Genomic DNA, 21,276 nt, shown 5'->3' on the forward strand with positions numbered 1-21,276 from the left:
ACGGAGAAAATACAGGCTGAAAGGACGATTATGCCGAAATCAAAAAAACAGCTTGCCCTGGCCGCCTGCAGCTTCGAGGTGCAGGCCAAAGACGGCCGCATCCAGCTGCTGCCCTACGGGGAATTCCGCGCAGTGGACGGCCGCCCGACGGATGCGCCGGCTTGGTACCTGACCGAAGAAAACGGCCGCGATGTGGCGGACTTGGCCAATGCCGCGCGCAATCAGCTGGTGGTCGACTACGAACACCAAACGCTTCACAAAGAGCGTAACGGCCAACCCGCCCCTGCTGCCGGCTGGATGCGCTGGCTGGAGTTCACGCCCAAGGGGCTGTTTGCCGATGTGGAGTGGACCGAGAAAGCCGCCGCAGCGATTGCGGCTAAGGAATACCGCTATGTGTCGGCGGTATTCAGCTACGACACCAAGGGTTTTGTCCGCAAGATTTTTCATGCGGCCTTAACCAATTACCCCGCGCTGGACGGCATGGATGAAGTGCTGGCCGCCGCTTCGGCCGGATTCGGCCACAACCCCAACCCTACGGAGCCAAAACCGATGAATCAATTATTGCAACAGCTGTTCGGCCTGCCGGCCACGGCTACCGAGCAAGAGCTGACGGCCGCTTTGAGCGCGCTGTTGGCCGCCAAACCCGAAGGCGCAGTCTTGTCGGCCGATGTTTTTAAAGACTTGGCCGACAAAGAGCAGGCTCTCGCCGCTTTGAGCGTACAAACCGCGCCCGATTTGACGAAATACGCGCCGATTGAAGTGGTGCAGGCCTTGCAGAACCAAGTGGCGGCATTGACTGCCGAGCGCGAATCAGACAAAGGCGAGAAGCTGATTACTGCGGCACTCGCGGCAGGCAAGCTGCTGCCCGCGCAAAAGGCTTGGGCAGAAGGTGTGTTGAAACAGCCGGGCGGCCTGGCCTTTTTAAGCGGCTTTATCGAATCGGCGCAGCCGGTGGCCGCACTGACCGGCACGCAAACCGATGGCGCGAAGCCCGAAGAGCGCACGGCGGCGCTGACGGCCGAAGAAGCCGCCGCGGCAAAAATGCTGGGCATGAGCCATGCCGAATTTATGAAAATTAAAGAAGAAAAGGACCAATAAATGGATAAATCCGCCATTCTGACCGCCATCACGGCGGCCTTCCGCAAAGAATTTCAAAACGGTCTGGAATCAGTCAAGCCAACTTATTCCACCGTGGCGATGACCGTTCCTTCCACCACCGCCGTCAATACCTACGCATGGCTGGGCAAGTTCCCGAAAATGCGCGAATGGGTCGGCGAGCGCCAAATCGGCAAGATGGCCAAACAGGCGATGGCTTTGGAAAACAAAAAATTCGAGGCCACGGTATCGGTAGAGCGTACCGACATCGAAGACGACCAAGTGGGCATGTACCGCCCGATGATGGCGGCAATGGGTGAATCCGCCGCCGCGCTGCCCGATGATTTGGTATGGGGACTGCTGGCCAAAGGCAAGGAAACGCTCTGCTATGACGGCCAAAACTTTTTCGATACCGACCATCCGGTCAACAGCAAAAACGACGGCAGCGGCGATAACACGCCGACCGCCAACATCACCACCGGCAGCGATACCGATGTGCCGTCCTGGTATGTTATCGATGACACCAAAACGTTGAAGCCGCTGGTGTTCCAAGAGCGCACCGCGCCTGAGTTTGAAACCAAATTCGACCCGTCGAAATCCGACAAGGTCTTTATGGAAGACGTGTATCTCTATGGCTCGCGCCGCCGCTGCAATGCCGGCTTCGGCCTGTGGCAGCTGGCGCATTTGGCGGAGAAAACCGCATTGACCCGCGCCAATCTCGCCAAAATCATCGAAAAAATGCTGACCCTGAAAGCCGACGGCGGCTATGTGCTGGGCGTGAAGCCGAGCCTGCTGGTCGTACCGCCCGCATTGGAAGACACCGCCCGCGAATTGCTGGAAGCCGACAAAATCAACGGCACCACCAATACGTTTAAAGGCCGTCTGAAACTGCACGTGTGTGTGCATATCTGATTAACCGGTATTTCAGACGGCTTTAAACGGGCTTTAAACAGGCTTTAAAGCCGTTTGAATATCCAAAGCAAAAGGACATGATGATGGCAAAACAAACCGTAAAAGCCGGCGCAACCGCCGAAGTCAATCCGGAAGATACCGCCCTCGCCGCTGCTTTACAGCAGAAGCTGGACGAAGCCTTGGCGGAAAACCGGCGCCTGCTCGAGCTGTTAGCACAGGCCGAAGATGAAAAGCAGGATTTGGCCGCCGCTCTGGCTGCTGCGGATAAAGCCGCCGACCCGGCGGAGGCAGACGACGAAACCATGCAGGTGCGTACAGCTTCGGGTAAGACATTTTGGCGCTGCGGCCTGCAGTTTGACGGCAGCTGGCGCGAAATCGAGCGCGCCGATGTCGGCGACGATGCCTGGAGCCGCATTTTGGCCGAGCCGCAGCTGCAAACGAAAAAGGCGAAGTAGATGGCTTACGCGACCGTGGACGATATGGTGGCGCGTTTCGGGGACTTGGAGCTTATCCAACTGACCGACCGCGACCGCGACGGCCGGATTAATGCGGAAGTGGCGGCCGTGGCCTTGGAAGACGCAACGGCGGAAATCGATGCCTATCTGGGGCGTTTCCGCCTGCCGTTTGAAAAAGTGCCGCCGGTGTTGGTGCGGCTCTGCTGCGACATCGCCCGCTACCGCCTGACTTCGGCATCGGGCGTGCTGATTACCGAAGAAATCCGCAACCGCTACAAAATCGATGTGCTCGATTTGCTGAAGGCTTTGGCCAAAGGCGAGGTTCAGCTGGGTTTGGACGATGACGGCAGCCCCGTTGAATCCGATGCCGACGGCGTGCAATTCGTGAGCGGTAACAACCGTATTTTCGGAAGGACGCGGCATGGTCATCACACGCATTGAGCAGGCCATTGTCGACAGGTTGCGGCGCGGCTTGGGCAATATGGTGCGTACGGTCAAAAGCTACAACGGCGAAGCCGAGGATTTGGCCGCCCAAATCATGACCCTGCCTGCGGTATGGGTCACGTATGGCGGCAGCCGCATCGAAGCCGTCGCTACCGCCCGCAGCCGTTATCAGGATTCGGCCGAATTTGTGGTGATGGCCGCCACGCGCTCTATACGCAACGAAACGGCGCAGCGGCACGGCGGCATCGACATTCGGGAAGTGGGCAGCAACGACTTGGTTTGGGCGGTACGCCGCCTGCTCGACGGGCAGCGTTTGGGCTTGGGCGATTCGCGCGGGCTGACCCCGAAAGCGGTGCGCCCGATTGCCAACCATGCGCTGGTGGCCAACGCTGCGGTGTCGGTGTTTGCGGTGGAATATACCCTGCGCTTCAACAGCTGCGCTTTGGAAGACGGCCGCTTCCCGGAAAAAACCGATGACCCGTGCAGCCCCGATTATCTGTTTACAAAATACCGCGGCGAGCTTTCAGAGCCGTGGCCGTGGTTTGAACACTTCGACGGCATAATTTTCGACCCGGCTTCGGGCGCGGAAATTCCCGTGAACTTGGAGATAAAACATGACGAAAATTAAAGTACGCGCGGCAGAAGGCCTGAATGTGCCGATGGAGCATGACCCCTATGCCTATATCGGCGCAGACGCGGTGGAAGTGGACGGCGACAGTCTCTACTACCGCTGCCTGCTGGCCGACGGCGATTTGGTGGCGGCCGAAGACGCCGCAGAACCCGACACAGGCAGCAGCAAACCCGCCAAAACACAGAAAGGCAGCGAATAATGGAACACATCCAGTTTGACACCATTCCGGGCGGCATCCGCGTACCCGGCCAATATCTCGAATTCAATACGCGCACAGCTGTACAGGGTTTGCCGCAAAACCCGCAGAAAGTGCTGCTGCTCGCGCCCATGCTCGCAAGCGGTACGCAGCCGCCCCTGACGCCGGTGCAGCTTTTCAGCGATGTGCAGGCAGGCGATTTGTTCGGCCGCGGCTCATGGGCGCAGCTGATGGTACGCCAGGCTTTTTACAACAACGCCTATCTGGATTTGACCGTTATCGGCCTGCCCGATCCGGCTTCGGCCGTGGCCGCTTCCGGTAAGGTGGTGCTGTCGGGCACGGCTTCCGGCAGCGGGCAGTTGGAAATTGTTATCGGCGGCACGGCTTATGCGGTTTCCGTTGCGGCAGGCGATACGGCCGCCGCGTTGGCCGGTAAGCTGAAAAACGTGATTACCGCAGCCGATTCCTGCCCGGTTACAGCGGCAGCGGCGCAGGCTACCCTGACGCTGACCGCCAAAAACAAAGGCGCGATTGGCAATGAAATCAGCCTTTCCGCCTCCGGCAGCGCGCCCGGCTTGAGCATCACGACCGCTGCGATGGCTTCCGGCGCAGGCAGCCCCGACCTGACTGCGGCTTTGGCCGTGGTTGCGGGCAAGCACTACCACATTGTCGTATCGCCTTTTACCGATGACACCTCTGCGCGCGCATTGGGCAAGCATATTGAAGATGTGTCCAACTCGATTGAGCAGCGCGGCTGTATCGGCGTGTTCGGCTGGCGCGGCACCTTGGCCACGGGCACGGCCTTTGCCGCCAAGCTCAACAGCGGCCGCCTGACCTGCGCTTGGTACAAAGGCGCACAGGAAGCCAATGCGCTGATTGCGGCAGGCTATGCGGCGGTGCTCGCGTTTGAAGAAGACCCGGCGCGGCCGCTGAATACTTTGGAAGTGAAAGGCCTGAATATCACGCCCGATGGCGACTGGCCGCTCTATGTGGCCTGCCATAACGCACTCTACAACGGCCTGACTCCGCTGACGGTGGTCAACAACCGGGTGCAAATCATGCGCGCCGTGTCCACATACACGCGCTCGGCGGCTGGCGTGGAAGACCCGAGCCTGCTCGACATTACCACCATCCGCACTTTGGATTATGTACGCCGCGCAATCAAAGAGCGCATTGCCCTGCGCTTCGCACGCAACAAGCTGTTTGACCGCATGGTGCCTAAAGTGAAATCCGAAGTATTGGATGTGCTGACCAAGCTGGAAGATGCCGAGATTATTGAAAATGTCGCGGAGCATAAACACAAACTGTTGATGGTGCGCGCCGTCAATGATACCGGCCGCCTGAATGCCGCGATTCCTGCCGATGTTGTGAACGGCCTGCACGTTTTCGCCGGACGCATCGATTTGATTTTATAAACCCCCAAACGGCTTTAAAGCCTTTTTAAAATCCTTTTAAAGCCCCTTTAAAGCCGTTTGAAAAACCGAAAAGGAAACCGTATGAGCGATGCAACCTATGCCGGCGCAATCGTAATGGAAGTGGACGGCCGCGAAGTCGAAATCGTGAGCCTCAAGCCGCAAACGACAACCGGCCGCAAGCCCGTTAAAACCATGAACCGTAAAGGCCGCGTACTCGGCTACGCCGACGGTATTACGGAGCATAAACTCTCCGTAACCGCCGCGCTGCCCATCGACGGCACGCAAATCGACTGGGCGAATATCACCAAAGCCAAAATCACCATCTTCCCCATCAACAAAGAAGACAAGCGCACGTCTTATCTCGACTGCTTCACGCTGGAAACCAGCGAGCAATACGAAGCGGATAACGAAGCCCGTATCGACATCGAGATGCAGGCGCTGCACAAAATCGAGGAGTAGCCATGAAGCAAGCATTTTCCCTGCTTTGGGGGTTGCCGCATGACGGCGGCCGTCTGAAATCCGCCACCCTGCGCCCCTTAACCATAGGTGCCGAGCTGCGCGCGCTCGAAGCCTATGAAGATTTTGCCGAAGCGCACAAGCCGGGCAAAACCGAAAGCGGTGTCGCCATGACCTTGGCCTATTGGACGCAGCAGCTGTCGGTGGACGGCCTGCCGCCATCCGTAATGAGCATCGCTTGGCTGATGGACAATCTGGTCGGCGAAGACTACCGCATTATTTTGGACGAATCGGAAACACTGCGGGCAAAATCCGCCGCCGCTTCGGACAATCCGCAGCAGCCCGCCGAAGCGGCAGAGCCGAACCCTACGACTACCGGCACACCGCCCGCACCCGCCGCCGCATAATCATCTTGCTGGCCAAAGCCGGGCTGAGTGCCGCCGAAGCCGATGCCATGACCCACGCCGAAGCAGCAGCCTGGGCAGACGACATTCTGCAAAGCATGGGCATCAAACAGGCAGGCGATGGCGGCGTGATTGTGTCGAAACGGCAAAAACCGCCGGAATGAAAAAAGCCGTCTGAATATTCAGACGGCCTTAACGCGCTTACTGTTTTTCCAGCTCTTCGCGGATTTTCGCTTTGACCCATTGGGAGAAATTCACTTTATCGACAAATGCCAGCAAATCCTGCTCGGTGGTACGGTTAAAAGAAACACTACGCATGGCGCGTTTTTCTTTTTCGTATTTTTTTTGCCATTCAATCTGCTTTTCTTTATCAGCCATGGAAACTCCTTGATTTTTCAGACGGCTTTTTGTAAGATTAGGACTAGGCGGCGTGCTGGCCGCCTAGCTGGTTAGTCCTTAGTAAGCGTTAGCGCTTACCAACAGCAGGACAACCAAGATAAGAATTTGAAGGTGAGGCTTCATTTTCTTTCTCCTAAGTTGAGCCCCGCTTCGGTGGGGCTTTTCCCGTATCGGCCTTGCTGCACCGACAAGATGAATTATACTTGTAATTACGATTTTTGGCAAGTCTTTTTACGAAAAAATCCTATAAAAAAAGCCGTCTGAAAACCCGATAAATCAAGGTTTTCAGACGGCTTTTCGCTTGGCGGGGTTGAAGCCTGCCAAGTCCGCCGCGCCGCTGCCTTTAAACGATAATTGACCTTGAGTTAATTTAAGTTTAAGGGCTTTTTTTATGGCTGCGGCAGACATGAAAATATCGTTGGTTATTGCCGGTAAAGATGAAGGTGCACGTCGCTTAATTGCCAGTACGGAAGCACATTTGCAGACTTTTGGCAAAAAACTGAGCGAATTGGGGAAAAATCAAGGCGTATTACGCAGTGCCAAGCAGATTAAGTCGGAAATACAGGAAGCCAAGCGCCAATATGAGGCACTTGCGCGAAGCGGCAAAGTGGCCGGTAATGATTTGGCACGGGCAGCCGTGGCAACACGCAACCGCATCCGCGAGCTGAATCAGGAGCTGAATAACGGTATCGGGCTGCAATCCCGCTTCGGCAAAGGCCTTGCTGTCGGCGGATCGGTGCTGGCCGGCAGTATGGCCGCCATCGGGGTATTGAAACCCGCGATGGAAAGCCAAAAGCAGCTTGATGCCAACATTACTCAAGTCGCTTGGCAGGCATACGGCGAAGACAACACAAAGTCCGTAGATTGGATTGCCAATCAGGGTAAGGCGGAAATCAGGGCATTGACTTTGGATTTGGTTGAGCAAAACGGCGGTACCGCCGATGCCGCCCTGCAACTTGTCAACAGCATGATGGCCAACGGCATGAGCTTCGATGAAGTCAAAGGGGCGGCCCATACCTCACACCGCGCCATGATTGCATCATCAGAAGGTATCGGCAACTACAACGCCGCCGATACGGCCAAACTGATGAAGGTTTTGTCCGACTTCGGCTTCAAAGGACAAGATTTAGGCAAAGCCTTTGAATATGCAATGAAATCAGGTATGCAGGGTAACTTTGAAATCGCCGACATGGTGCGCGAGCTGCCTGCATTGTTGCCTGCTGCCAAAGCTGCCGGTATGGACGGGCTGCAGGGCTTCGGCTTTTTGCTCTCTACTTTACAGTCGGCAGCCAATAAGGCAGGCAGTAACAGTGAAGCGGCCAACAATGTCCGCAACCTATTGGAGAAAACCTTATCAGCCGATACCACCAAACGGCTGACTAAGATGACGCACCCGGATAAACCCGGTCAAGGCATAGACTGGAAAGGCTCGGTATTGAAGGGTAAGGAAAACGGGGAAAGCGCCGTGCAGGTATTGGCACGCTTGGCCAATACCCTGTTGGAGAAAGATACGGAATACCAAGCCTATAAGAAACGTGCTGAAGCCGGTGATAAAACGGCTGAAAGCCAGATGAACATCATGAAAGGCTTTGTCTTATCTTCACTACTGCCTGATATTCAGGCCAAAGGCGGCTTGCTAGCGGCGGCCGATATGGAGCAGGTGCAAGGCTATATGCAAGGGCTGCTCGGTCTGCAGGCGACGGATAGCTTGGTGGATAAGAAAAATGCCGTATTGCAGCAAGGCGAAGCATTCAAGCAGGAAAAAGCGGAAAACGTCGCATTGCTCAAACAGGACGTATCGGCTGCCATCGAGGCTGAAACCGCATTCAAGCAGCTCTCCGCCGAATACCCTAATGCCACGCTGGCGATTCAGACCTTGGCCGCTGCTGCGACTGCCGCCGGTTTGTCTTTAGGTGCGATGTCGCTACTTGGCAGCGGCTCGGGCGGTATCGGCGGGATTTTTAAAGGCGGTGCGGGTGCGGCCGGGCTGCTGAAAGCAGGCGGCTTGGCTGCCGCCGGCGTGGGCGGAGCCTGGGCTTTATACGATTCTCACGACCGCATCCGCCGCAATTCGGATAAGGCCTTTACCGAAGGCGGTTGGGAAAGCCGCGCGGCAGGCTATGCGGAATCTGCTTTAGGCGGTGCGGCATTGGGCATGGCCGTCGGTTCGATTATCCCGGGCATCGGCACGGCCATCGGTGCTGCCATCGGCGGCGGCGCAGGCCTGATTCATGCGGCGATCGCCGATTCCATCCGCGATACGCCCGCTGCGGCAGCTGCCCCCGCGCCGCTTGCACCTGCGGCGGGTATTCCTGCGCCTCTGCCGGTGACGCCGCCTGCCGAGCCTAAGGAGCAGGTTGTGCCTGCGGTGCAGGCGCAGACAGCGGCTTATACGGCTTCCATTGCTGGGCAAACGGCGGACTATACGGCAGCGGTGCAAGCAGGCTCGGAAGCGGTAGCGGCTCGGGTGGACCAGGTTGCTGCCGCCATGGCTTCGGCACAAACCACCATTAATAACAATATGAGCGTCAACATCGACGGCCGCGTGATTGCCAATGAAGTTTCACGCCATCAATACGCGATGTTCGGCCGGGGAGCGGGACAATGAGTGCTTGGCATACGGTATTGCAGGAGGCTTCTTTTAAGGGTGTTCCGTTCGACATCGAGCGCATCGAAGAGCGCAACGGCAAGGCTTTGGCCGAACATGCACGGCCTTTTGTATCGGGCACGGACCTTGAAGACATGGGCAACAACGGCCGCGAGGTGCAAATCAGCGCGGTATTTTGGGGCAAACAATACAGCAGCCGCCTGTTGAAGCTGCTGAGTGCTTTGGAAGAAAGCGGCCCCGGGGTGCTGGTGCATCCGGTGTGGGGGCGGATGCAGAACATGATGCCCGCAGCGTGGAGCTACCGCCACGAAGCGGACAATGTGGACTATGCCGCCATTGATATGACGTTTCGCGAGGCTTCCGAGGCGCAGCCCCTGCTGGTGTTTGAAAACAGCTTCCTGATGTCGCTGGAGCGCCTGATCGGCAAAATCGATGCCTACCGCTCGTTCGGAGAGGGCTTTATCGACTCGGTCTTGGCGGTCAAGTCGGAAGTGTCGGCGCTGTTCGGCTCTGTCTGGGGCATTCATGCCGCATTGGCAGGCAGCTTTGCCGCCGTGCGGCAGCTGTTCGGTTTCTCCGAAGCGGCATGGCCTGTTTCGGGCTTGCAGGCGGCGGTTTTTCAGACGGCACAGGTGCAGGCGCAACAGGCTCAGACGGCAGACGGGTACGAAGCGCAGCCGCAGACGGCGGCGGCGCTGGTGTTTGAGATGGTTGAAGCCGGGTTGCGCCGGGCTGCTGATGCGGGCGTATCGGAAAGCAGCGGCGGCCAAAGCGTGCGTCGCCGTATTGATGCGGTATGCCTGAAAGCCGACGAGGTGTGTGCGCTGCCGCTGGATGTGCTGGCGCAGGACCGTGCAGCGCAGACTTTGAAAAAGCTGCTGCCCCGCCATATCGAGCCGGTGGCGCTGCTGCTGGAATCTGCTGCGCTGGCGGCCTTGCTGACTATTTCCACCGAGCTTTTGGAGGCGCACGGCGACACCATGGGCGCGCCCGACCTGATGCAGGTTGACCGTACGCTGCGGCGGCGCATTCAGGCGCATATCGACCGATTGCGCGCCATGCGTGCCACAGCGGCCGAGCGGGCACCGGAAGCCGCGGAAACAGCGCTGTTGGCGCAAAGTACGCACCACACCACCGAAGCATTGCGCGATACCGCAGGCCGTCTGAATCTCTTTATCCGGGCGGCCATCAATCAGAAGCCGCCGCTTATCGTGCGTCCTGCACCGCTGGACGGCACGGTACATCAGGCTTCTTTTGCGTTTTACGCCGACATCACGCGCGCCGACGAGCTTATCCGCCTCAATCCCCATATCCGCCATCCGGCCTTTATCCGCCGTGGCACTTTGATGAACTGCTATGCGAAATAACCCTTATACCCATCAGACCGCCATCCGCATCGGCGGCCAAGAACACCGTGACTGGCAGAGCTACAGCATTGACAGCGATTTTCTGATTCCTGCCGACGGCTTCGAGCTGTCGGTCGGATTGCATGATGCAGCGGGCGGCATTCCCGATTTATCGGGCGAGACGTGCGAAGTGTTGGTAGACGGCCAAGTGGTGCTGACCGGCATCATCGATAACCAGTCGGACGATAAAAGCAAAGGCCGCCGCGACCTGCGCCTTGTGGGCCGCGATTTGGCCGGGCTGTTGGTGGACTGCTCCGCCCCGCAGTTGAACGTACAAGGTATGAGTGTGCTGGAAGCGGCTAAAAAACTGGTTGAGCCGTGGCCGCATATTGTCAAAGTCGAACTGCGGGCGGAGCAGGACGAGCCGCTGGATAAAATCGACATCGAGCCGGGCGAGACGGTATGGCAGGCGTTAACCAAAATCGCCAATTCGGCGGGGTTGCACCCGTGGTTTACGCCCGATGGCGTGCTGGCCGTCGGCGGCGCGGATTACAGCAGCGAGCCTGTGGCCACGCTTTGCTGGAGCCGCGCAGATACGCGGCGGAACGTGCAGGAAATACAGATTGAGCGCGGCATTGAAAACCGCTATTCGGAAGTCACGTTTCTCGGCCAAAGCCATGCCAAGCGCGGTGACGGCAGCAAGCATGATTTGAAATGGGTTTACCACGACCCGACCATGACGCTGCACCGCCCCAAAACCGTTGTGATTGCCGATGCGGAAAACCTTGCCGCGCTGCAGAAGCAGGCCAAAAAGCAGCTGGCCGACTGGCGTTTGGAAGGTTTTACGCTGACGGCCACGGTCGGCGGCCATGCAACGGAATCGGGCGTATTGTGGCAGCCCGGCCAGCGTGTGCACGTTATCGACGAAGAGGAAGGTATAGACGGTATTTTCTTTTTGATGGGCCGCCGTTTCGGTCTGACACGCAGCGGCGGCACAGTGACAGAGCTGCGCCTGAAAGAAGACGGCGTGTGGACGCCCGACGCTTATAAGGCCAAGGCAGAGAAAGCGCGCAAACGCAAAGGGCGTAAAAAAGGCGTAACCGACAAACGGAAACCCGTCGCAGGGCGCGGCGGCAAAACGGCCGTGCGGAAAAAAACGACGCAGAAAGGATTGGCGGTATTTGAATGAGCATTGCGAAAATGGCAAAAAAAGCAGCCGGTGCGGCACGCGCCATCGGCGATACGGTACGCGCGGCATTTCGCGGCAAAATCACGCTGGTGGTCTCGTCCGAGCCGGTACAGCGCGTGCAGCTTTCGGGGCTGGCCGATGAAACGCTGCAAGACTTGGAACACCTGCAGGAATACGGCTTCACCAGCAACCCGCCCGAGGGCACGGAGGCGGTCGTTATTCCCTTAGGCGGTAACACGTCGCACGGTGTGGTGGTGGCGACCCAGCACGGCAGCTTCCGCATCAAAAACCTCAGCCCGGGTGAAACGGCGGTTTACAACAGCGACGGCGCGCAAATCGTTTTGAAAAACGGCAAAATTATCGAAGCGACCTGCGAAGTGTTTAAAGTGAACTGCAAGCACTACGAAGTCAACGCCGGCAGCGGCGCGACCTTTGATACACCCATGCTGACGGCAACACAGCAGGTCACAGCCACCGGGCAAATCAACGGCAATGGCGGCATGGCGGTACAGGGCGGCGGCGGTGCCAAATTTACCGGCAATGTGGAAATGGTCGGCAATTTGAACACCACCGGCGCGTTAACCAACAACGGCAAAGATGTCGGCAGCCGCCACAAGCACATCGAAACGCAAGGCGCACAAACGGGCGAAGTGGTGTGATTTCGGGCAGAGCCGCCCGGTTACGGTTTGAGCAATCAGGCCGCAACCGGGCGTTTTTTATGCCTGATGGGGCCGAAGCCCCCGCGCTCCGCGGCGCTTGGCCGTTTTTTTAAAATCTCAACATGGATAAAGAACTCGATCCCCTCAGCGGCGATTACACCGGCGATACCATCGACAATCTGAAAAACGCGGTCTATATCCGCCTGCAGACGCCGCTGGGCAGCTGGTGGGCAGACCCCGCCATCGGCTCTCTGCTGCATACGCTGCAACGCGAGAAAGACCTCGCACATGTGGCACAGCTGGCGCAGCAATACGCAGAAGAAGCCTTGCAGCCGATTATCGACGACGGTCGCGCCGAACAGATTAGCGTGCGTGCCGTACAGCCCGCAAACGGCCGTCTGTATCTGCTGATACGGGTCGATACCGCTAAAGGCGGCTTCGACTACCGCCATAAAGTACCCGTGATTTAAACGCGCTTTAAAAGGGTTTTAAACGCGTTTTAAAAAGGATTTAAACCATGTTTCAAGTGCCGACTTTTGAAGAAATCCGCCAAGCGGTGCTGCGCGATACCTTGTCGCTCGACCCGTCGGCCGATGTCTCGGCGGATTCCGACCATTATGTACACGCCAGCCGCTTAGCCAGCGTGGCGGTCGGCCAATACGAACACCAAGCCTGGGTGGCGCGGCAAATTTTTCCCGATACGGCCGACACCGAATATCTGGAGCGCCATGCCGCCCTGCGCGGCCTGACGCGGCGCAATGCCAGCCCGGCAGACGGCACGGCGCGCATCCGCGGCCGCAGCGGCAGCCAGGTAGCGCGCGGCCTGCAAATCAAAGCCGGTGATGTGTTTTACACCACCACCGAAGCCGTCAGCATTGCCCGCAACGGCACGGCCGAAGTGGCCGTGCGTGCCGAGGAAGGCGGCGTGGCGGGCAATGCCGCCGATAAAGCCGCGCAATTTATGGCCGCGCCGAGCGGCGTGGAAAGCAAATGCACGCTGTCGGCCACAGGCGGCACCGACAGCGAAGACGATGCTTCCCTGCTGGCACGGCTTTTGGAGCTTATCCGCCGCCCGCCCGCAGGCGGCAACCGCTACGACTACCGCCGCTGGGCTTTGAGCATAGACGGTGTAACCGACGCTCAGGTGTACCCGCTGCGCCGCGGCTACGGTACGGTTGACATCGCCGTGATTTCAAACAACGGCCTGCCGTCTGACGCAACATTGGCGCGCGTGCAGGCCTATATCGACGATATGCGGCCGGTCACCGCCAAAAACGTGTTGGTTTTGAAGCCTGAGATTACCGCCGTTCCGATTACGGCCGCCGTCAAGCTCGACGGCATCAGCCTGTCGCAGGCGCAAAGCGCGGTTACGGCGGCGGTGGCCGAATATTTCGACAATCTCGCCCCGGCGCAGGATTTGGTGGTTTCCCAGCTGGAAGCCGTTATCAGCAATGTGGCCGGCATCCGCGACCGCCGCCTGACCGCACCTGCGGCCAACCGCTCGGCGGACGTGCGCGAAAAAATCGAATGGTTTAAGCCGGGCAAAATCACGCTCACGGTGATGCCATGAGTCGCAGCGATTACCGAACCCTGCTACTGGGCCTGCTGCCGCCCGTGTCTTATGCGCGGAATGCGCCGAAAGTCCGCGCTCAGGCCGATATTGACGCGCGGATGTGCCACGGGGTCGATATGTCTGCCGCCACGGTGTCCGGCGCGGTTTTGCCGCAAACAGCCGGCTCGCTGCTGCCCGATTGGGAGCGCGTTTTGGGGCTGGCTGCTACGGGCGATGAAGCGCAGCGCATTACCGCAGCCATCGCCAAAATCAACGAAACGGGCGGCCTGTCTATACCGTATTTCGTCCGCCTGGCTGCCGCTTTCGGCTACGACATCGCCATCCGTGAGCTGCAACCTTTCCGCGCGGGCGTCAACCGCGCAGGCGACAGGTTGGCGCGCGAAGACATTATGTGGGTTTGGCGGGTCGAGACCCTGAGTAGCGGACCTTACAGCGCCGAGGCACTCAAACGGCTGATTCGTGATTTGAAGCCGGCGCATACCGAAGTTTATTTTGTGTGAGAAAAAAATGCACCCGATTGACACCAAAGACAAACTCTTCCACGACGGCAACGGCACTTCGGAGCTGGGCACGATTCTTCCTGCTTGGTGGTTAAACCAGTTTCAGGCCGAGATGTTGGCCGTGTTGGAAATGGCGGGCATCAAACCGAACAAGGCCGACCAGAAGCAGCTTGCAGCGGCTTTGAAAAAGCTGCTGACCCCGATTGACGACAGCAGCTTCAAGCTGCGCGGCGCACTTGCCGCCGACCGTAATTTGAACGATTTGACCGCAACGGCAGCCAATATCGGCGTGTGGCATAACACTGCCAACGCCTACGCGACCGAGGCCAACAACTACCCCGTGCGCGCCGCAGGCACATTGTTTGTCCTGCCCGCCGTTGCAGGCGGCACGCAGGTTTATATCCCCTACAACAACAGCGGCATTTGGACGCGCACGCAGACATCGGGCAGCAGCGGTTGGAACGCGTGGAAGCAGCTGGGCGCAGATAAGTTGGGTAATAGCGGCAATCAAACCTTGGCTAACGGCATTTTGAATATCCAGCGCAATGCGTGGGAAAAATACCGCTTAACCAATTCAGACGGCAGCTACTGGCGTTTTGAAAGTGCACCCGTAAGCGCGAATGAAAACGGCGCGCGCTTTAATTATGTGTTTGTCGGAGCCGACAACGGCGAAATCGGCCGCGTGGCCTTTCCACGTGTGGCAGGCGGCGAAACCGTAGCGTATCAGAGCTTTGTAAACACCCGCATTGCCGCTGAAAAGCCGTTTTTACAAACCATTAATTATCACACAGATAAAAGCTCGGCCTACGCCAAAACGGGCTTTTATCGCGGTAACGGCGCTCAGCTGAACGGGCAGGCTCTGCCGTCAATGGAAATCCACATTGCACACCCCGAGCATGCGAATAATGCCTACGCACGCGGTTTAGGTTTCGCCTACGGCGACCGCTTCGACCTGTTCACGACCGCTTGGAATAAAGACGGCAGCTACATGGGCATGAAAGCCGTTCTCACTGAATTGAACGGCGTGATGTTGAACGGCAATCAGACCATTGCGGGCAATAAAACCTTTGCCTCCGACATCACAGTCACCGGTGCGGGCAGCAGCAATCTGATGTTGGGCAGCGGTGGCGCAGATGTTTATGTTCACAACACCGCCAGTCGTAAATATCTGCAACTCAAAGATAACGGCGACTTAGCTTACAGCGACAACAAGATTTACCACCAAGGCTTTAAGCCTACGTGGGCGGACTTGGGCTTCATGCCGATACAGCAAGGCGGCGGCGCCAATCAAAACCCAGCCCATAAAGTCTATATCGGCTGGGGGACAACGGATAACCATCCGCATTTATCGGTGCAGGTGGACGGCACAAACCTCGGTCCGTTGGCTTTCCGCGACCGCTACGAGACGGGTACTGTACCTGTCGGCATGGTGGCGTACTTTACGCACAATAATCCGCCGCCCGGCTGGATTAAATGCAACGGCGCCGCCTTGTCGCGCACCACTTATGCCAAGCTGTTTGCGGCTGTGGGCACTTACTACGGTGCAGGCAACGGCTCGACCACGTTCAATATTCCCGATGTTCGCGGCGAATTTTTGCGGGTTTACGACGATGGGCGCGGAGTAGATAGAGGGCGTGTGATGGGTGGGTTTCAGGGGCAGGAAACCATGAACCACCGCCACGGCATGGGTGCGATTACGGCAGCAAATGATGATGCTTTATTTGTGCGGGGCGATTGGGCCGGGCTTGGCGATTACCAACTTCAGCATTTGGCAGGCGAATACAACCGTGCCGCTTTTGATGTGTGGAACTCGTCCAATAGACCCAATCCGCAAAGCCAAAATCTCGCCACGCACGGCTTAATGACCACATCCGGCACGCAATGGGTAGGCGAAACCCGACCGCGCAATTTGTCCTTGCCCGTCTTCATCCGCGCTTATTAACGATTTTTTAAAAAGGAAAAAACATGACTATTCAATGGACCAAACCCGTCATCCAGCTCGATTCAGACGGCCTGTTTGTCGACATGGCAGAAGCGGAATTAGATACTTACGCAAAAGACGGCAGCTACATCGTGCCGGGCGGCTGCATCGAAGCCGCCGCGCCGTCTGAAATTCCCGCAGGCCACGCCGCGCGTTGGAACGGAAGCGGCTGGGAATTTATACCCGACTTTCGCGGCCAAACGGTTTACGACAAGGCCACCGGCCAGCCGTTTGAAACCACCCGCGTAGGCGCTTTGCCCGACGGTATGACCACCGAAGCCCCGCCGTCTGCATGGCATACATGGAGCGAAGAGCAAAGCGCATGGATTTTGAGCGACCAAGCCGCCACCGAAATTCTGGCGCAGGCCAAAGCGGCCAAACTCAAAGAGTTGAACGCCGCCGCGCAGGCATTTGTCGCCGCTGCCGCCGAAGTAGATAGTTACCCCGATTTTGAAATCCGCACATGGGTCTTGCAGAGCGCGGAAGCCAAAGCCTGGCACGCCGACCCCGCCGCCGATACGCCTGTGCTCGACCAAATCGCCGCCAGCCGCGGCGTACCTGCCGACGCACTCAAAGCCGCCGCACTGCGTAAATCGCTGGCGTTCGAGAAGTTGACCGCCCATGTTGCAGGCCAACGGCAGGCATTGGAGACCAAGATTGAAAAGGCCAAAAATCAGACGGCATTGGAAACGATTGAAATCGCGTTTAGCGCACTTTAAAAGGAAGAACGCATGAAAGCCAAACAACATTTCCGCCATATCGCCATCGCCGCCGACCAGCTGCTCAACACGGTATTGGGCGGCCATGCGGACGAGACCTTGAGCAGCCGTATTTGGCGTAAAAATCAGACGGCCGAGCCGAAGCGGCGTTGGAAAGCTGCGTTGTTTATCGTCGATAAAGTGCTGTTTCGCTGGCAGCACGACCATTGTTTAAACAGTTACCGCATGGAATTGACACGCGGCCATTTCCCGCCGGATATGAAACAGGAGGGCTGATGCAGACCCACCACTTCACGCTTTACCGCGGTGACAGCCGCGCACTCACCATCGAATTGCGCGACGGCAACGGGCAGCCGCTGAATTTAAGCGGCGTGGCCGTTGAAATGCGGGTCAAACCCACATACGGCGACGGCTTCTCGCCCGCCTTATCGGTCAACGGCCACACCGTCAACGTGACGTTTTCGTCATGCCACACCGAGCACGCCCGATGGAGCAGCGCCAAATATGACCTGCAGCTTACCAGCGGCGGCGCAGTGCGTACCGTATTGCGCGGCACGATAACCCTGTTGCAAGACATCACGCCCGCCGCCCATGCCATGCATGTGTGCGCTGAAATCCAAAGCGGCGATGCCGTCGGTGTGGAAGTGCGGGAAGGAGTGGTCAAAAACCTGTACCAGTTGGCGAAGGAAAGCGGCTTTGACGGCACAGTCGCCGACTTTATCGCATCGCTCAAAGGCAAATCCGCGTTTGAACTGGCTGTAGAACAGGGGTTTGACGGCACGCTCAACGAATGGCTGACCGCCTTATCTGCCGCGCCCGAAGAAGAAGCCGAGGATGCCCCCGACTTCGCCGCGAAATTTTTAGCCCTGGTCGATTAATTAATTTTGAAAAGAAAGGAAACAATATGAAGATGAATCTGAAAGAGAGCATCGACAAGCTGGTTGAAGTCGTCAGCGAAAAGTTCAACGAGCTAAAAAAACAAAGTGCTGGAGATGGAAAGCACCGTAGCCGGTCTGAATGGCGGCGCAGATGTTCCGATAAATGATGAAGCCGCTTCGGCAACAAGCGTTTACTCCTCTGAAAAAGTCGAACGCCTGATTGAAGAAGCCGTCGCGCAGCGTTTGAGTTTGAACGAAGCGCAAACCCTGACGGCGGAGCAGAAAGCCGCCGTAGAAAAAACCTTGAACTTAGGCGACACCGACACGGATTTTGCTGCCCGCTTCTTGGAATTAGTTGATTAATGTGAACGAACCGAAAGGAAGAAATTATGGAACTGAAAGAACGCATTGATGAGTTGGTTGAAGTTATCAGCGGCAAAGTCAATGAGCTTAAAACAGTCGTTGGCAAGCTGAAAACAGAACAAACCGAATTGAAAACCGCGCAAGACGAATTGGAAGCCCGCCCGATTCCCGCAGGCTTTGAACTGCTGGACGAAAGCGCACCGCAATATGACCCTGCTACCCATGTTCTGAGGTGGGAAACCCGCCGCAAACGCATTGCGGGAACAGATAACTATATTGATGTGTATACCGCAGTTTTTCAAGAAAAGCCCGATTTTGCAATCGACAAACAAAAATCTTCTACGCGCTTGCGTTCTGATGGCATTACCCTTGTCGCGCAGACAAAGGGCGTGGAAAGTAATGCGGAGGTGACTGTGCATTACACCCTGACATCTGGCGGCCAGCATGTGAAATCAGGCGTACACACAGCAAGTGTTGCCGATTGGGTCAGTCAAAAAATCAGCATTGGCAACGCGGGATGGCCGCATGTATCGAATAATGCCAAATTCGAGATTACCCGCGTGGAAGTCTTAGGCAGACCACTCAACGCTTCTGCAGTCGGGTTTACTTTAACGGGTATGGTTATGTTCGCATAACCGCTGAAACCAAGTTATTCAGAGGGACGGTGACGCAGCGGTGAAGCACCACCGCTGCGCCAGCCACGCAGGAACAGTCTGCATGACTTCAAGGCCGTCTGAAACCCTTGAATTATCAGGGTTTCAGACGGCTTTTTTTGTGGGATTTTTTTGGGGAAAGGGGTTGTTAAAAATCTCGTTTAGCGATATAATTCATTTCATGGATTAGGAAATAAGAAACCCGCCGTTGGAGGCGGCGGGAATCCCAAAAAGAAAGGAGGTGATGAAAATGATTAAGTTCTTAATCCTGTTGGGTTTATTACTTATCAGCTTCCCGGCTTGGTAATAAAACCTAACTAGCAGTAAGGGCGGCAGAACACCGCTGCCCTTCCTCCAAACTTTCTTAAACTATACCGCCAACGGTTTTAAAAATCAAGGATTGCCTATGGATGAAAAAGCAAAAAAGGCAGCCGAGTATCGAAAAAAATATGAGCAAAACCGAGTAATGAAAGCGGTTTCTTTTCACAAGGAAAAAGATGCTGACTTGCTTGAGCTTATAGAAAATGTTGATTTTTCTCAATGGATTAAAAACATTTTACGAGAAAGGTTCAAAAAATAGTTGTAATTTCTCGCTAAACGAGATAGTATTATCCCAACAGCAAGCTGCTGTTAAGAAATTCCGCCGATGCGTCAACATCGGCGGAACAGGTGGAAAGCAGTGCTACCAACACTCTTTCCGCGTCATTTAATCACTCAAATGAAAGGACATTCTATCATGAATGCACCTGTACAACAATTCAACCCGTCCCAAATCTCCATTATCGACCACAACGGTGGCAAATGGCTGACTGCTGAACAACTCGGTTTGGCTTTGGGCTTCTCCGACAAACGCGCCCGCGACGGCGTGAACAACCTCTACAACCGCCATCTTGACGAGTTTTCAGACGGCGATTCAACCACCATCAAATTGATGGCGGTTGACGGAAAGCAAAGAGAAACAAGGATTTTCAGCCACTCCGGCTGCAACCTGCTGAGTTTCTTCGCCAACACCCCGAACGCCAAAGCCTTCCGCGCGTGGGCGAAAACCAAACTGGCCGAGCCGGACGGTTTTGTCGCCGTCGACCGCGAAACGTTGCGCTTCAACATGGAACGCGTCGGCCTTTTGGAAGAAGCCTATCTGAAAGCCAATCCCGAAGCGGCCAAGCTCGTCCGCTACCACAATATGGGTTTGGACTGGGACGAAAAAGCCCGTCTGATGGGCGTGAGCAAAGACGCGCTGCGCCACCGCCTGAAAGAGCTCGACCGCCTGGGCATCGTGGCCTACGCGCCCGATCCGAAATTCGCCCGCGCGGGCAGATTGGGCTGCGCGGCGCGGCAGCAGAAACGCGCCATGCTCGAAGCGCAACAGTCTCTGGGTTTGGAGGGTTAAGCCATGAAAGCAAGCGAAATCAAAGAAATCGGCTGTTATGTTGATGACGACTATCATGAAATGCTGCGTGCTGTCACCGCACTAAGAGGTTTGTCCATACTGTTTGTCGAAACTGATAATCCGTTTACCGAACTGCTGGAGTTGCCTTTGGAATTGCTGAATAAGGCACTTGAAAATATGATAGTAGTACAGCCATAACCTAACACTAACCCGCAAGCAAAATGCCTGCGGGTTTTCTTACAACGCTTACTTGTACGGCTACGAGCATCGACACCAACCGCCTGCGGCGCATCTTGTACGACCAGCTCAAAGACCACACGCGCAACAAACATTTGGACAAAGCGACCAAAGCCAAGGTGGTACAAGCCATTCAGTCGTTCAACGGCTACAAAGACCTAAACTGCCTGCGCTCATGGCTATTATTCAGCGGCAACCAAGCCGCCACGCTTGCCGAGTTCTACACCAAACACATGTACAACAGCATCCGCAGAAGCGACTACCCAACTGCGGACGACTACTTAAAAGGCCTAGAAATTGAATCCCAACCCTTCCAAACCCTGCTGCCGCCGCACCTCGGCAACCCTAAAACCCTGCTTATCCTCGACCCGCCCTACGTCTCAACCCTACAAGGCATGTACGCCAACAACCGCTACTTCGGCATGGTGCAATTTTTGCAGCTTATGGATATGGTGCGCCCGCCATTTATCCTGTTCGGTAGCACCCGTAGCGAGCTTCTTAGTTATTTGTCTTATGTAAGGGATTTCAGACCGGATGAATGGCCGCGGTTTAACGGCTTCAAAACAGAGAGCTTAACCGTCAACATCGGACGGGGTGTCGCGGAGTATGAGGATAATATGGTCTGGAAGTTTTAGACATTTTAAAGCCCGTTTAAAATCGCTTTAAACGGGCTTTAAAAAGACTTTATTTTGTGTAAAAGCTAATGCCAAATCAGATGGCAGCGTGTGCAAAAGCTATTGCGTTACTGTGCAAAAGCTGGTGGCGGCTTACAA

The 21,276-nt window shown here is 56.4% G+C and carries 28 protein-coding genes; 27 read left to right on the forward strand and 1 reads right to left on the reverse strand.

Annotated elements, in window-relative coordinates:
* Window positions 1-30 precede the first annotated feature (30 nt).
* The 10 genes from BDE01S_RS01120 (at window position 31) to BDE01S_RS11210 (ending at window position 6,172) form a co-directional block, all read left to right on the forward strand.
* Complete coding sequence (locus BDE01S_RS01120; protein ID WP_066076115.1) at window positions 31-1,098, forward strand: phage protease; 1,068 nt, start codon at window positions 31-33, stop codon at window positions 1,096-1,098.
* Window positions 1,099-2,007: a Mu-like prophage major head subunit gpT family protein gene (locus BDE01S_RS01125; protein WP_066076119.1), complete on the forward strand. Its 909-nt coding sequence runs from the start codon at window positions 1,099-1,101 to the stop codon at window positions 2,005-2,007.
* Window positions 2,008-2,090: 83 nt separating this feature from the next.
* Window positions 2,091-2,462: a hypothetical protein gene (locus BDE01S_RS01130; RefSeq protein ID WP_115225468.1), complete on the forward strand. Its 372-nt coding sequence runs from the start codon at window positions 2,091-2,093 to the stop codon at window positions 2,460-2,462.
* Window positions 2,463-2,903, forward strand: coding sequence for a gp436 family protein (locus tag BDE01S_RS01135; RefSeq protein WP_066076128.1), 441 nt, complete (start codon window positions 2,463-2,465; stop codon window positions 2,901-2,903).
* A complete protein-coding gene (locus BDE01S_RS01140) occupies window positions 2,884-3,534 on the forward strand; it encodes a phage protein Gp37 (RefSeq protein WP_066076134.1) in 651 nt (216 codons plus the stop codon). The genes BDE01S_RS01135 and BDE01S_RS01140 overlap by 20 nt, the downstream gene beginning before the upstream one ends.
* Window positions 3,521-3,736, forward strand: a complete 216-nt coding sequence (locus BDE01S_RS01145; protein ID WP_066076138.1) for a hypothetical protein — start codon at window positions 3,521-3,523, stop codon at window positions 3,734-3,736. The genes BDE01S_RS01140 and BDE01S_RS01145 overlap by 14 nt, the downstream gene beginning before the upstream one ends.
* A complete protein-coding gene (locus BDE01S_RS01150) occupies window positions 3,736-5,148 on the forward strand; it encodes a phage tail sheath subtilisin-like domain-containing protein (protein WP_066076141.1) in 1,413 nt (470 codons plus the stop codon). Before BDE01S_RS01145 ends, BDE01S_RS01150 begins: the two co-directional genes overlap by 1 nt.
* 81 nt (window positions 5,149-5,229) lie before the next feature.
* Window positions 5,230-5,607 (forward strand): phage tail protein, encoded by a 378-nt coding sequence (locus BDE01S_RS01155; RefSeq protein WP_066076144.1) that lies wholly within the window; start codon window positions 5,230-5,232, stop codon window positions 5,605-5,607.
* A 2-nt stretch (window positions 5,608-5,609) separates the two neighbouring features.
* Window positions 5,610-6,011 carry a hypothetical protein gene (locus BDE01S_RS01160; protein ID WP_066076148.1) on the forward strand — a complete coding sequence of 134 codons (402 nt, stop codon included), beginning with the start codon at window positions 5,610-5,612 and terminating at the stop codon, window positions 6,009-6,011.
* Window positions 6,012-6,016: 5 nt separating this feature from the next.
* Window positions 6,017-6,172 (forward strand): TetR family transcriptional regulator, encoded by a 156-nt coding sequence (locus BDE01S_RS11210; RefSeq protein ID WP_115225411.1) that lies wholly within the window; start codon window positions 6,017-6,019, stop codon window positions 6,170-6,172.
* A gap of 37 nt (window positions 6,173-6,209) precedes the next feature.
* On the opposite strand, the gene BDE01S_RS11405 is transcribed toward BDE01S_RS11210, so the two are convergent.
* Window positions 6,210-6,386: a hypothetical protein gene (locus BDE01S_RS11405; RefSeq protein WP_169798078.1), complete on the reverse strand. Its 177-nt coding sequence runs from the start codon at window positions 6,384-6,386 to the stop codon at window positions 6,210-6,212.
* 499 nt (window positions 6,387-6,885) lie between these two features.
* Between BDE01S_RS11405 and BDE01S_RS01165 the strand changes: the two genes are divergently transcribed.
* The 17 genes from BDE01S_RS01165 to BDE01S_RS01240 all read left to right on the forward strand — a co-directional run bounded on the left by BDE01S_RS01165 (window position 6,886) and on the right by BDE01S_RS01240 (window position 21,138).
* Window positions 6,886-9,015 carry a phage tail tape measure protein gene (locus tag BDE01S_RS01165; protein WP_338065840.1) on the forward strand — a complete coding sequence of 710 codons (2,130 nt, stop codon included), beginning with the start codon at window positions 6,886-6,888 and terminating at the stop codon, window positions 9,013-9,015.
* Window positions 9,012-10,382 (forward strand): DNA circularization protein, encoded by a 1,371-nt coding sequence (locus BDE01S_RS01170; RefSeq protein ID WP_066076153.1) that lies wholly within the window; start codon window positions 9,012-9,014, stop codon window positions 10,380-10,382. Before BDE01S_RS01165 ends, BDE01S_RS01170 begins: the two co-directional genes overlap by 4 nt.
* On the forward strand, window positions 10,372-11,550 hold the full coding sequence (locus BDE01S_RS01175) for a phage baseplate assembly protein (RefSeq protein ID WP_066076156.1): 1,179 nt from the start codon (window positions 10,372-10,374) through the stop codon (window positions 11,548-11,550). Before BDE01S_RS01170 ends, BDE01S_RS01175 begins: the two co-directional genes overlap by 11 nt.
* On the forward strand, window positions 11,547-12,209 hold the full coding sequence (locus BDE01S_RS01180; protein WP_066076159.1) for a phage baseplate assembly protein V: 663 nt from the start codon (window positions 11,547-11,549) through the stop codon (window positions 12,207-12,209). The genes BDE01S_RS01175 and BDE01S_RS01180 overlap by 4 nt, the downstream gene beginning before the upstream one ends.
* A 122-nt stretch (window positions 12,210-12,331) precedes the next feature.
* Entirely contained in the window at window positions 12,332-12,679 is a 348-nt protein-coding gene (locus BDE01S_RS01185; RefSeq protein ID WP_066076162.1) for a phage GP46 family protein, read from the forward strand.
* Window positions 12,680-12,726: 47 nt separating this feature from the next.
* On the forward strand, window positions 12,727-13,779 hold the full coding sequence (locus tag BDE01S_RS01190) for a baseplate J/gp47 family protein (protein ID WP_066076165.1): 1,053 nt from the start codon (window positions 12,727-12,729) through the stop codon (window positions 13,777-13,779).
* Window positions 13,776-14,282, forward strand: a complete 507-nt coding sequence (locus BDE01S_RS01195) for a putative phage tail protein (protein ID WP_066076166.1) — start codon at window positions 13,776-13,778, stop codon at window positions 14,280-14,282. The genes BDE01S_RS01190 and BDE01S_RS01195 overlap by 4 nt, the downstream gene beginning before the upstream one ends.
* A gap of 7 nt (window positions 14,283-14,289) precedes the next feature.
* Window positions 14,290-16,224, forward strand: coding sequence for a tail fiber protein (locus BDE01S_RS11640; RefSeq protein WP_066076169.1), 1,935 nt, complete (start codon window positions 14,290-14,292; stop codon window positions 16,222-16,224).
* A gap of 23 nt (window positions 16,225-16,247) precedes the next feature.
* The gene (locus BDE01S_RS01205; protein ID WP_066076172.1) at window positions 16,248-16,982 is read left to right on the forward strand and encodes an HI_1402-related protein; all 735 of its coding nucleotides are present in this window, start codon (window positions 16,248-16,250) and stop codon (window positions 16,980-16,982) included.
* Window positions 16,983-16,994: 12 nt separating this feature from the next.
* Window positions 16,995-17,258 carry a hypothetical protein gene (locus tag BDE01S_RS01210; protein ID WP_066076175.1) on the forward strand — a complete coding sequence of 88 codons (264 nt, stop codon included), beginning with the start codon at window positions 16,995-16,997 and terminating at the stop codon, window positions 17,256-17,258.
* Window positions 17,258-17,860, forward strand: coding sequence for a hypothetical protein (locus tag BDE01S_RS01215; RefSeq protein ID WP_066076178.1), 603 nt, complete (start codon window positions 17,258-17,260; stop codon window positions 17,858-17,860). The genes BDE01S_RS01210 and BDE01S_RS01215 overlap by 1 nt, the downstream gene beginning before the upstream one ends.
* A 114-nt stretch (window positions 17,861-17,974) precedes the next feature.
* Window positions 17,975-18,223 (forward strand): hypothetical protein, encoded by a 249-nt coding sequence (locus BDE01S_RS01220; RefSeq protein WP_066076181.1) that lies wholly within the window; start codon window positions 17,975-17,977, stop codon window positions 18,221-18,223.
* Window positions 18,224-18,249: 26 nt separating this feature from the next.
* A complete protein-coding gene (locus BDE01S_RS01225) occupies window positions 18,250-18,858 on the forward strand; it encodes a hypothetical protein (RefSeq protein WP_066076183.1) in 609 nt (202 codons plus the stop codon).
* A gap of 424 nt (window positions 18,859-19,282) precedes the next feature.
* Window positions 19,283-19,456, forward strand: coding sequence for a hypothetical protein (locus BDE01S_RS11410; protein WP_169798079.1), 174 nt, complete (start codon window positions 19,283-19,285; stop codon window positions 19,454-19,456).
* Between the two features lie 156 nt (window positions 19,457-19,612).
* A complete protein-coding gene (locus BDE01S_RS01230; RefSeq protein WP_066076186.1) occupies window positions 19,613-20,266 on the forward strand; it encodes a BRO-N domain-containing protein in 654 nt (217 codons plus the stop codon).
* 3 nt (window positions 20,267-20,269) lie between these two features.
* Complete coding sequence (locus BDE01S_RS01235; protein ID WP_066076189.1) at window positions 20,270-20,464, forward strand: hypothetical protein; 195 nt, start codon at window positions 20,270-20,272, stop codon at window positions 20,462-20,464.
* Between the two features lie 95 nt (window positions 20,465-20,559).
* Window positions 20,560-21,138 (forward strand): hypothetical protein, encoded by a 579-nt coding sequence (locus tag BDE01S_RS01240; protein WP_156472589.1) that lies wholly within the window; start codon window positions 20,560-20,562, stop codon window positions 21,136-21,138.
* Window positions 21,139-21,276: the final 138 nt, after the last annotated feature.

Origin of the sequence: Bergeriella denitrificans NBRC 102155, from assembly GCF_001592185.1 — a bacterium.
GTDB classification, from domain to species: Bacteria; Pseudomonadota; Gammaproteobacteria; order Burkholderiales; family Neisseriaceae; genus Neisseria; species Neisseria denitrificans.

Coding starts and splice junctions, on each gene's coding strand:
- BDE01S_RS01120 (WP_066076115.1), top strand. CDS start 31: ATGCCGAAATCAAAAAAACAGCTTGCCCTGGCCGCCTGCAGCTTCGAG.
- BDE01S_RS01125 (WP_066076119.1), top strand. CDS start 1,099: ATGGATAAATCCGCCATTCTGACCGCCATCACGGCGGCCTTCCGCAAA.
- BDE01S_RS01130 (WP_115225468.1), top strand. CDS start 2,091: ATGGCAAAACAAACCGTAAAAGCCGGCGCAACCGCCGAAGTCAATCCG.
- BDE01S_RS01135 (WP_066076128.1), top strand. CDS start 2,463: ATGGCTTACGCGACCGTGGACGATATGGTGGCGCGTTTCGGGGACTTG.
- BDE01S_RS01140 (WP_066076134.1), top strand. CDS start 2,884: ATGGTCATCACACGCATTGAGCAGGCCATTGTCGACAGGTTGCGGCGC.
- BDE01S_RS01145 (WP_066076138.1), top strand. CDS start 3,521: ATGACGAAAATTAAAGTACGCGCGGCAGAAGGCCTGAATGTGCCGATG.
- BDE01S_RS01150 (WP_066076141.1), top strand. CDS start 3,736: ATGGAACACATCCAGTTTGACACCATTCCGGGCGGCATCCGCGTACCC.
- BDE01S_RS01155 (WP_066076144.1), top strand. CDS start 5,230: ATGAGCGATGCAACCTATGCCGGCGCAATCGTAATGGAAGTGGACGGC.
- BDE01S_RS01160 (WP_066076148.1), top strand. CDS start 5,610: ATGAAGCAAGCATTTTCCCTGCTTTGGGGGTTGCCGCATGACGGCGGC.
- BDE01S_RS11405 (WP_169798078.1), bottom strand. CDS start 6,386: ATGGCTGATAAAGAAAAGCAGATTGAATGGCAAAAAAAATACGAAAAA.
- BDE01S_RS01170 (WP_066076153.1), top strand. CDS start 9,012: ATGAGTGCTTGGCATACGGTATTGCAGGAGGCTTCTTTTAAGGGTGTT.
- BDE01S_RS01175 (WP_066076156.1), top strand. CDS start 10,372: ATGCGAAATAACCCTTATACCCATCAGACCGCCATCCGCATCGGCGGC.
- BDE01S_RS01180 (WP_066076159.1), top strand. CDS start 11,547: ATGAGCATTGCGAAAATGGCAAAAAAAGCAGCCGGTGCGGCACGCGCC.
- BDE01S_RS01185 (WP_066076162.1), top strand. CDS start 12,332: ATGGATAAAGAACTCGATCCCCTCAGCGGCGATTACACCGGCGATACC.
- BDE01S_RS01190 (WP_066076165.1), top strand. CDS start 12,727: ATGTTTCAAGTGCCGACTTTTGAAGAAATCCGCCAAGCGGTGCTGCGC.
- BDE01S_RS01195 (WP_066076166.1), top strand. CDS start 13,776: ATGAGTCGCAGCGATTACCGAACCCTGCTACTGGGCCTGCTGCCGCCC.
- BDE01S_RS11640 (WP_066076169.1), top strand. CDS start 14,290: ATGCACCCGATTGACACCAAAGACAAACTCTTCCACGACGGCAACGGC.
- BDE01S_RS01205 (WP_066076172.1), top strand. CDS start 16,248: ATGACTATTCAATGGACCAAACCCGTCATCCAGCTCGATTCAGACGGC.
- BDE01S_RS01210 (WP_066076175.1), top strand. CDS start 16,995: ATGAAAGCCAAACAACATTTCCGCCATATCGCCATCGCCGCCGACCAG.
- BDE01S_RS01215 (WP_066076178.1), top strand. CDS start 17,258: ATGCAGACCCACCACTTCACGCTTTACCGCGGTGACAGCCGCGCACTC.
- BDE01S_RS01220 (WP_066076181.1), top strand. CDS start 17,975: ATGGAAAGCACCGTAGCCGGTCTGAATGGCGGCGCAGATGTTCCGATA.
- BDE01S_RS01225 (WP_066076183.1), top strand. CDS start 18,250: ATGGAACTGAAAGAACGCATTGATGAGTTGGTTGAAGTTATCAGCGGC.
- BDE01S_RS11410 (WP_169798079.1), top strand. CDS start 19,283: ATGGATGAAAAAGCAAAAAAGGCAGCCGAGTATCGAAAAAAATATGAG.
- BDE01S_RS01230 (WP_066076186.1), top strand. CDS start 19,613: ATGAATGCACCTGTACAACAATTCAACCCGTCCCAAATCTCCATTATC.
- BDE01S_RS01235 (WP_066076189.1), top strand. CDS start 20,270: ATGAAAGCAAGCGAAATCAAAGAAATCGGCTGTTATGTTGATGACGAC.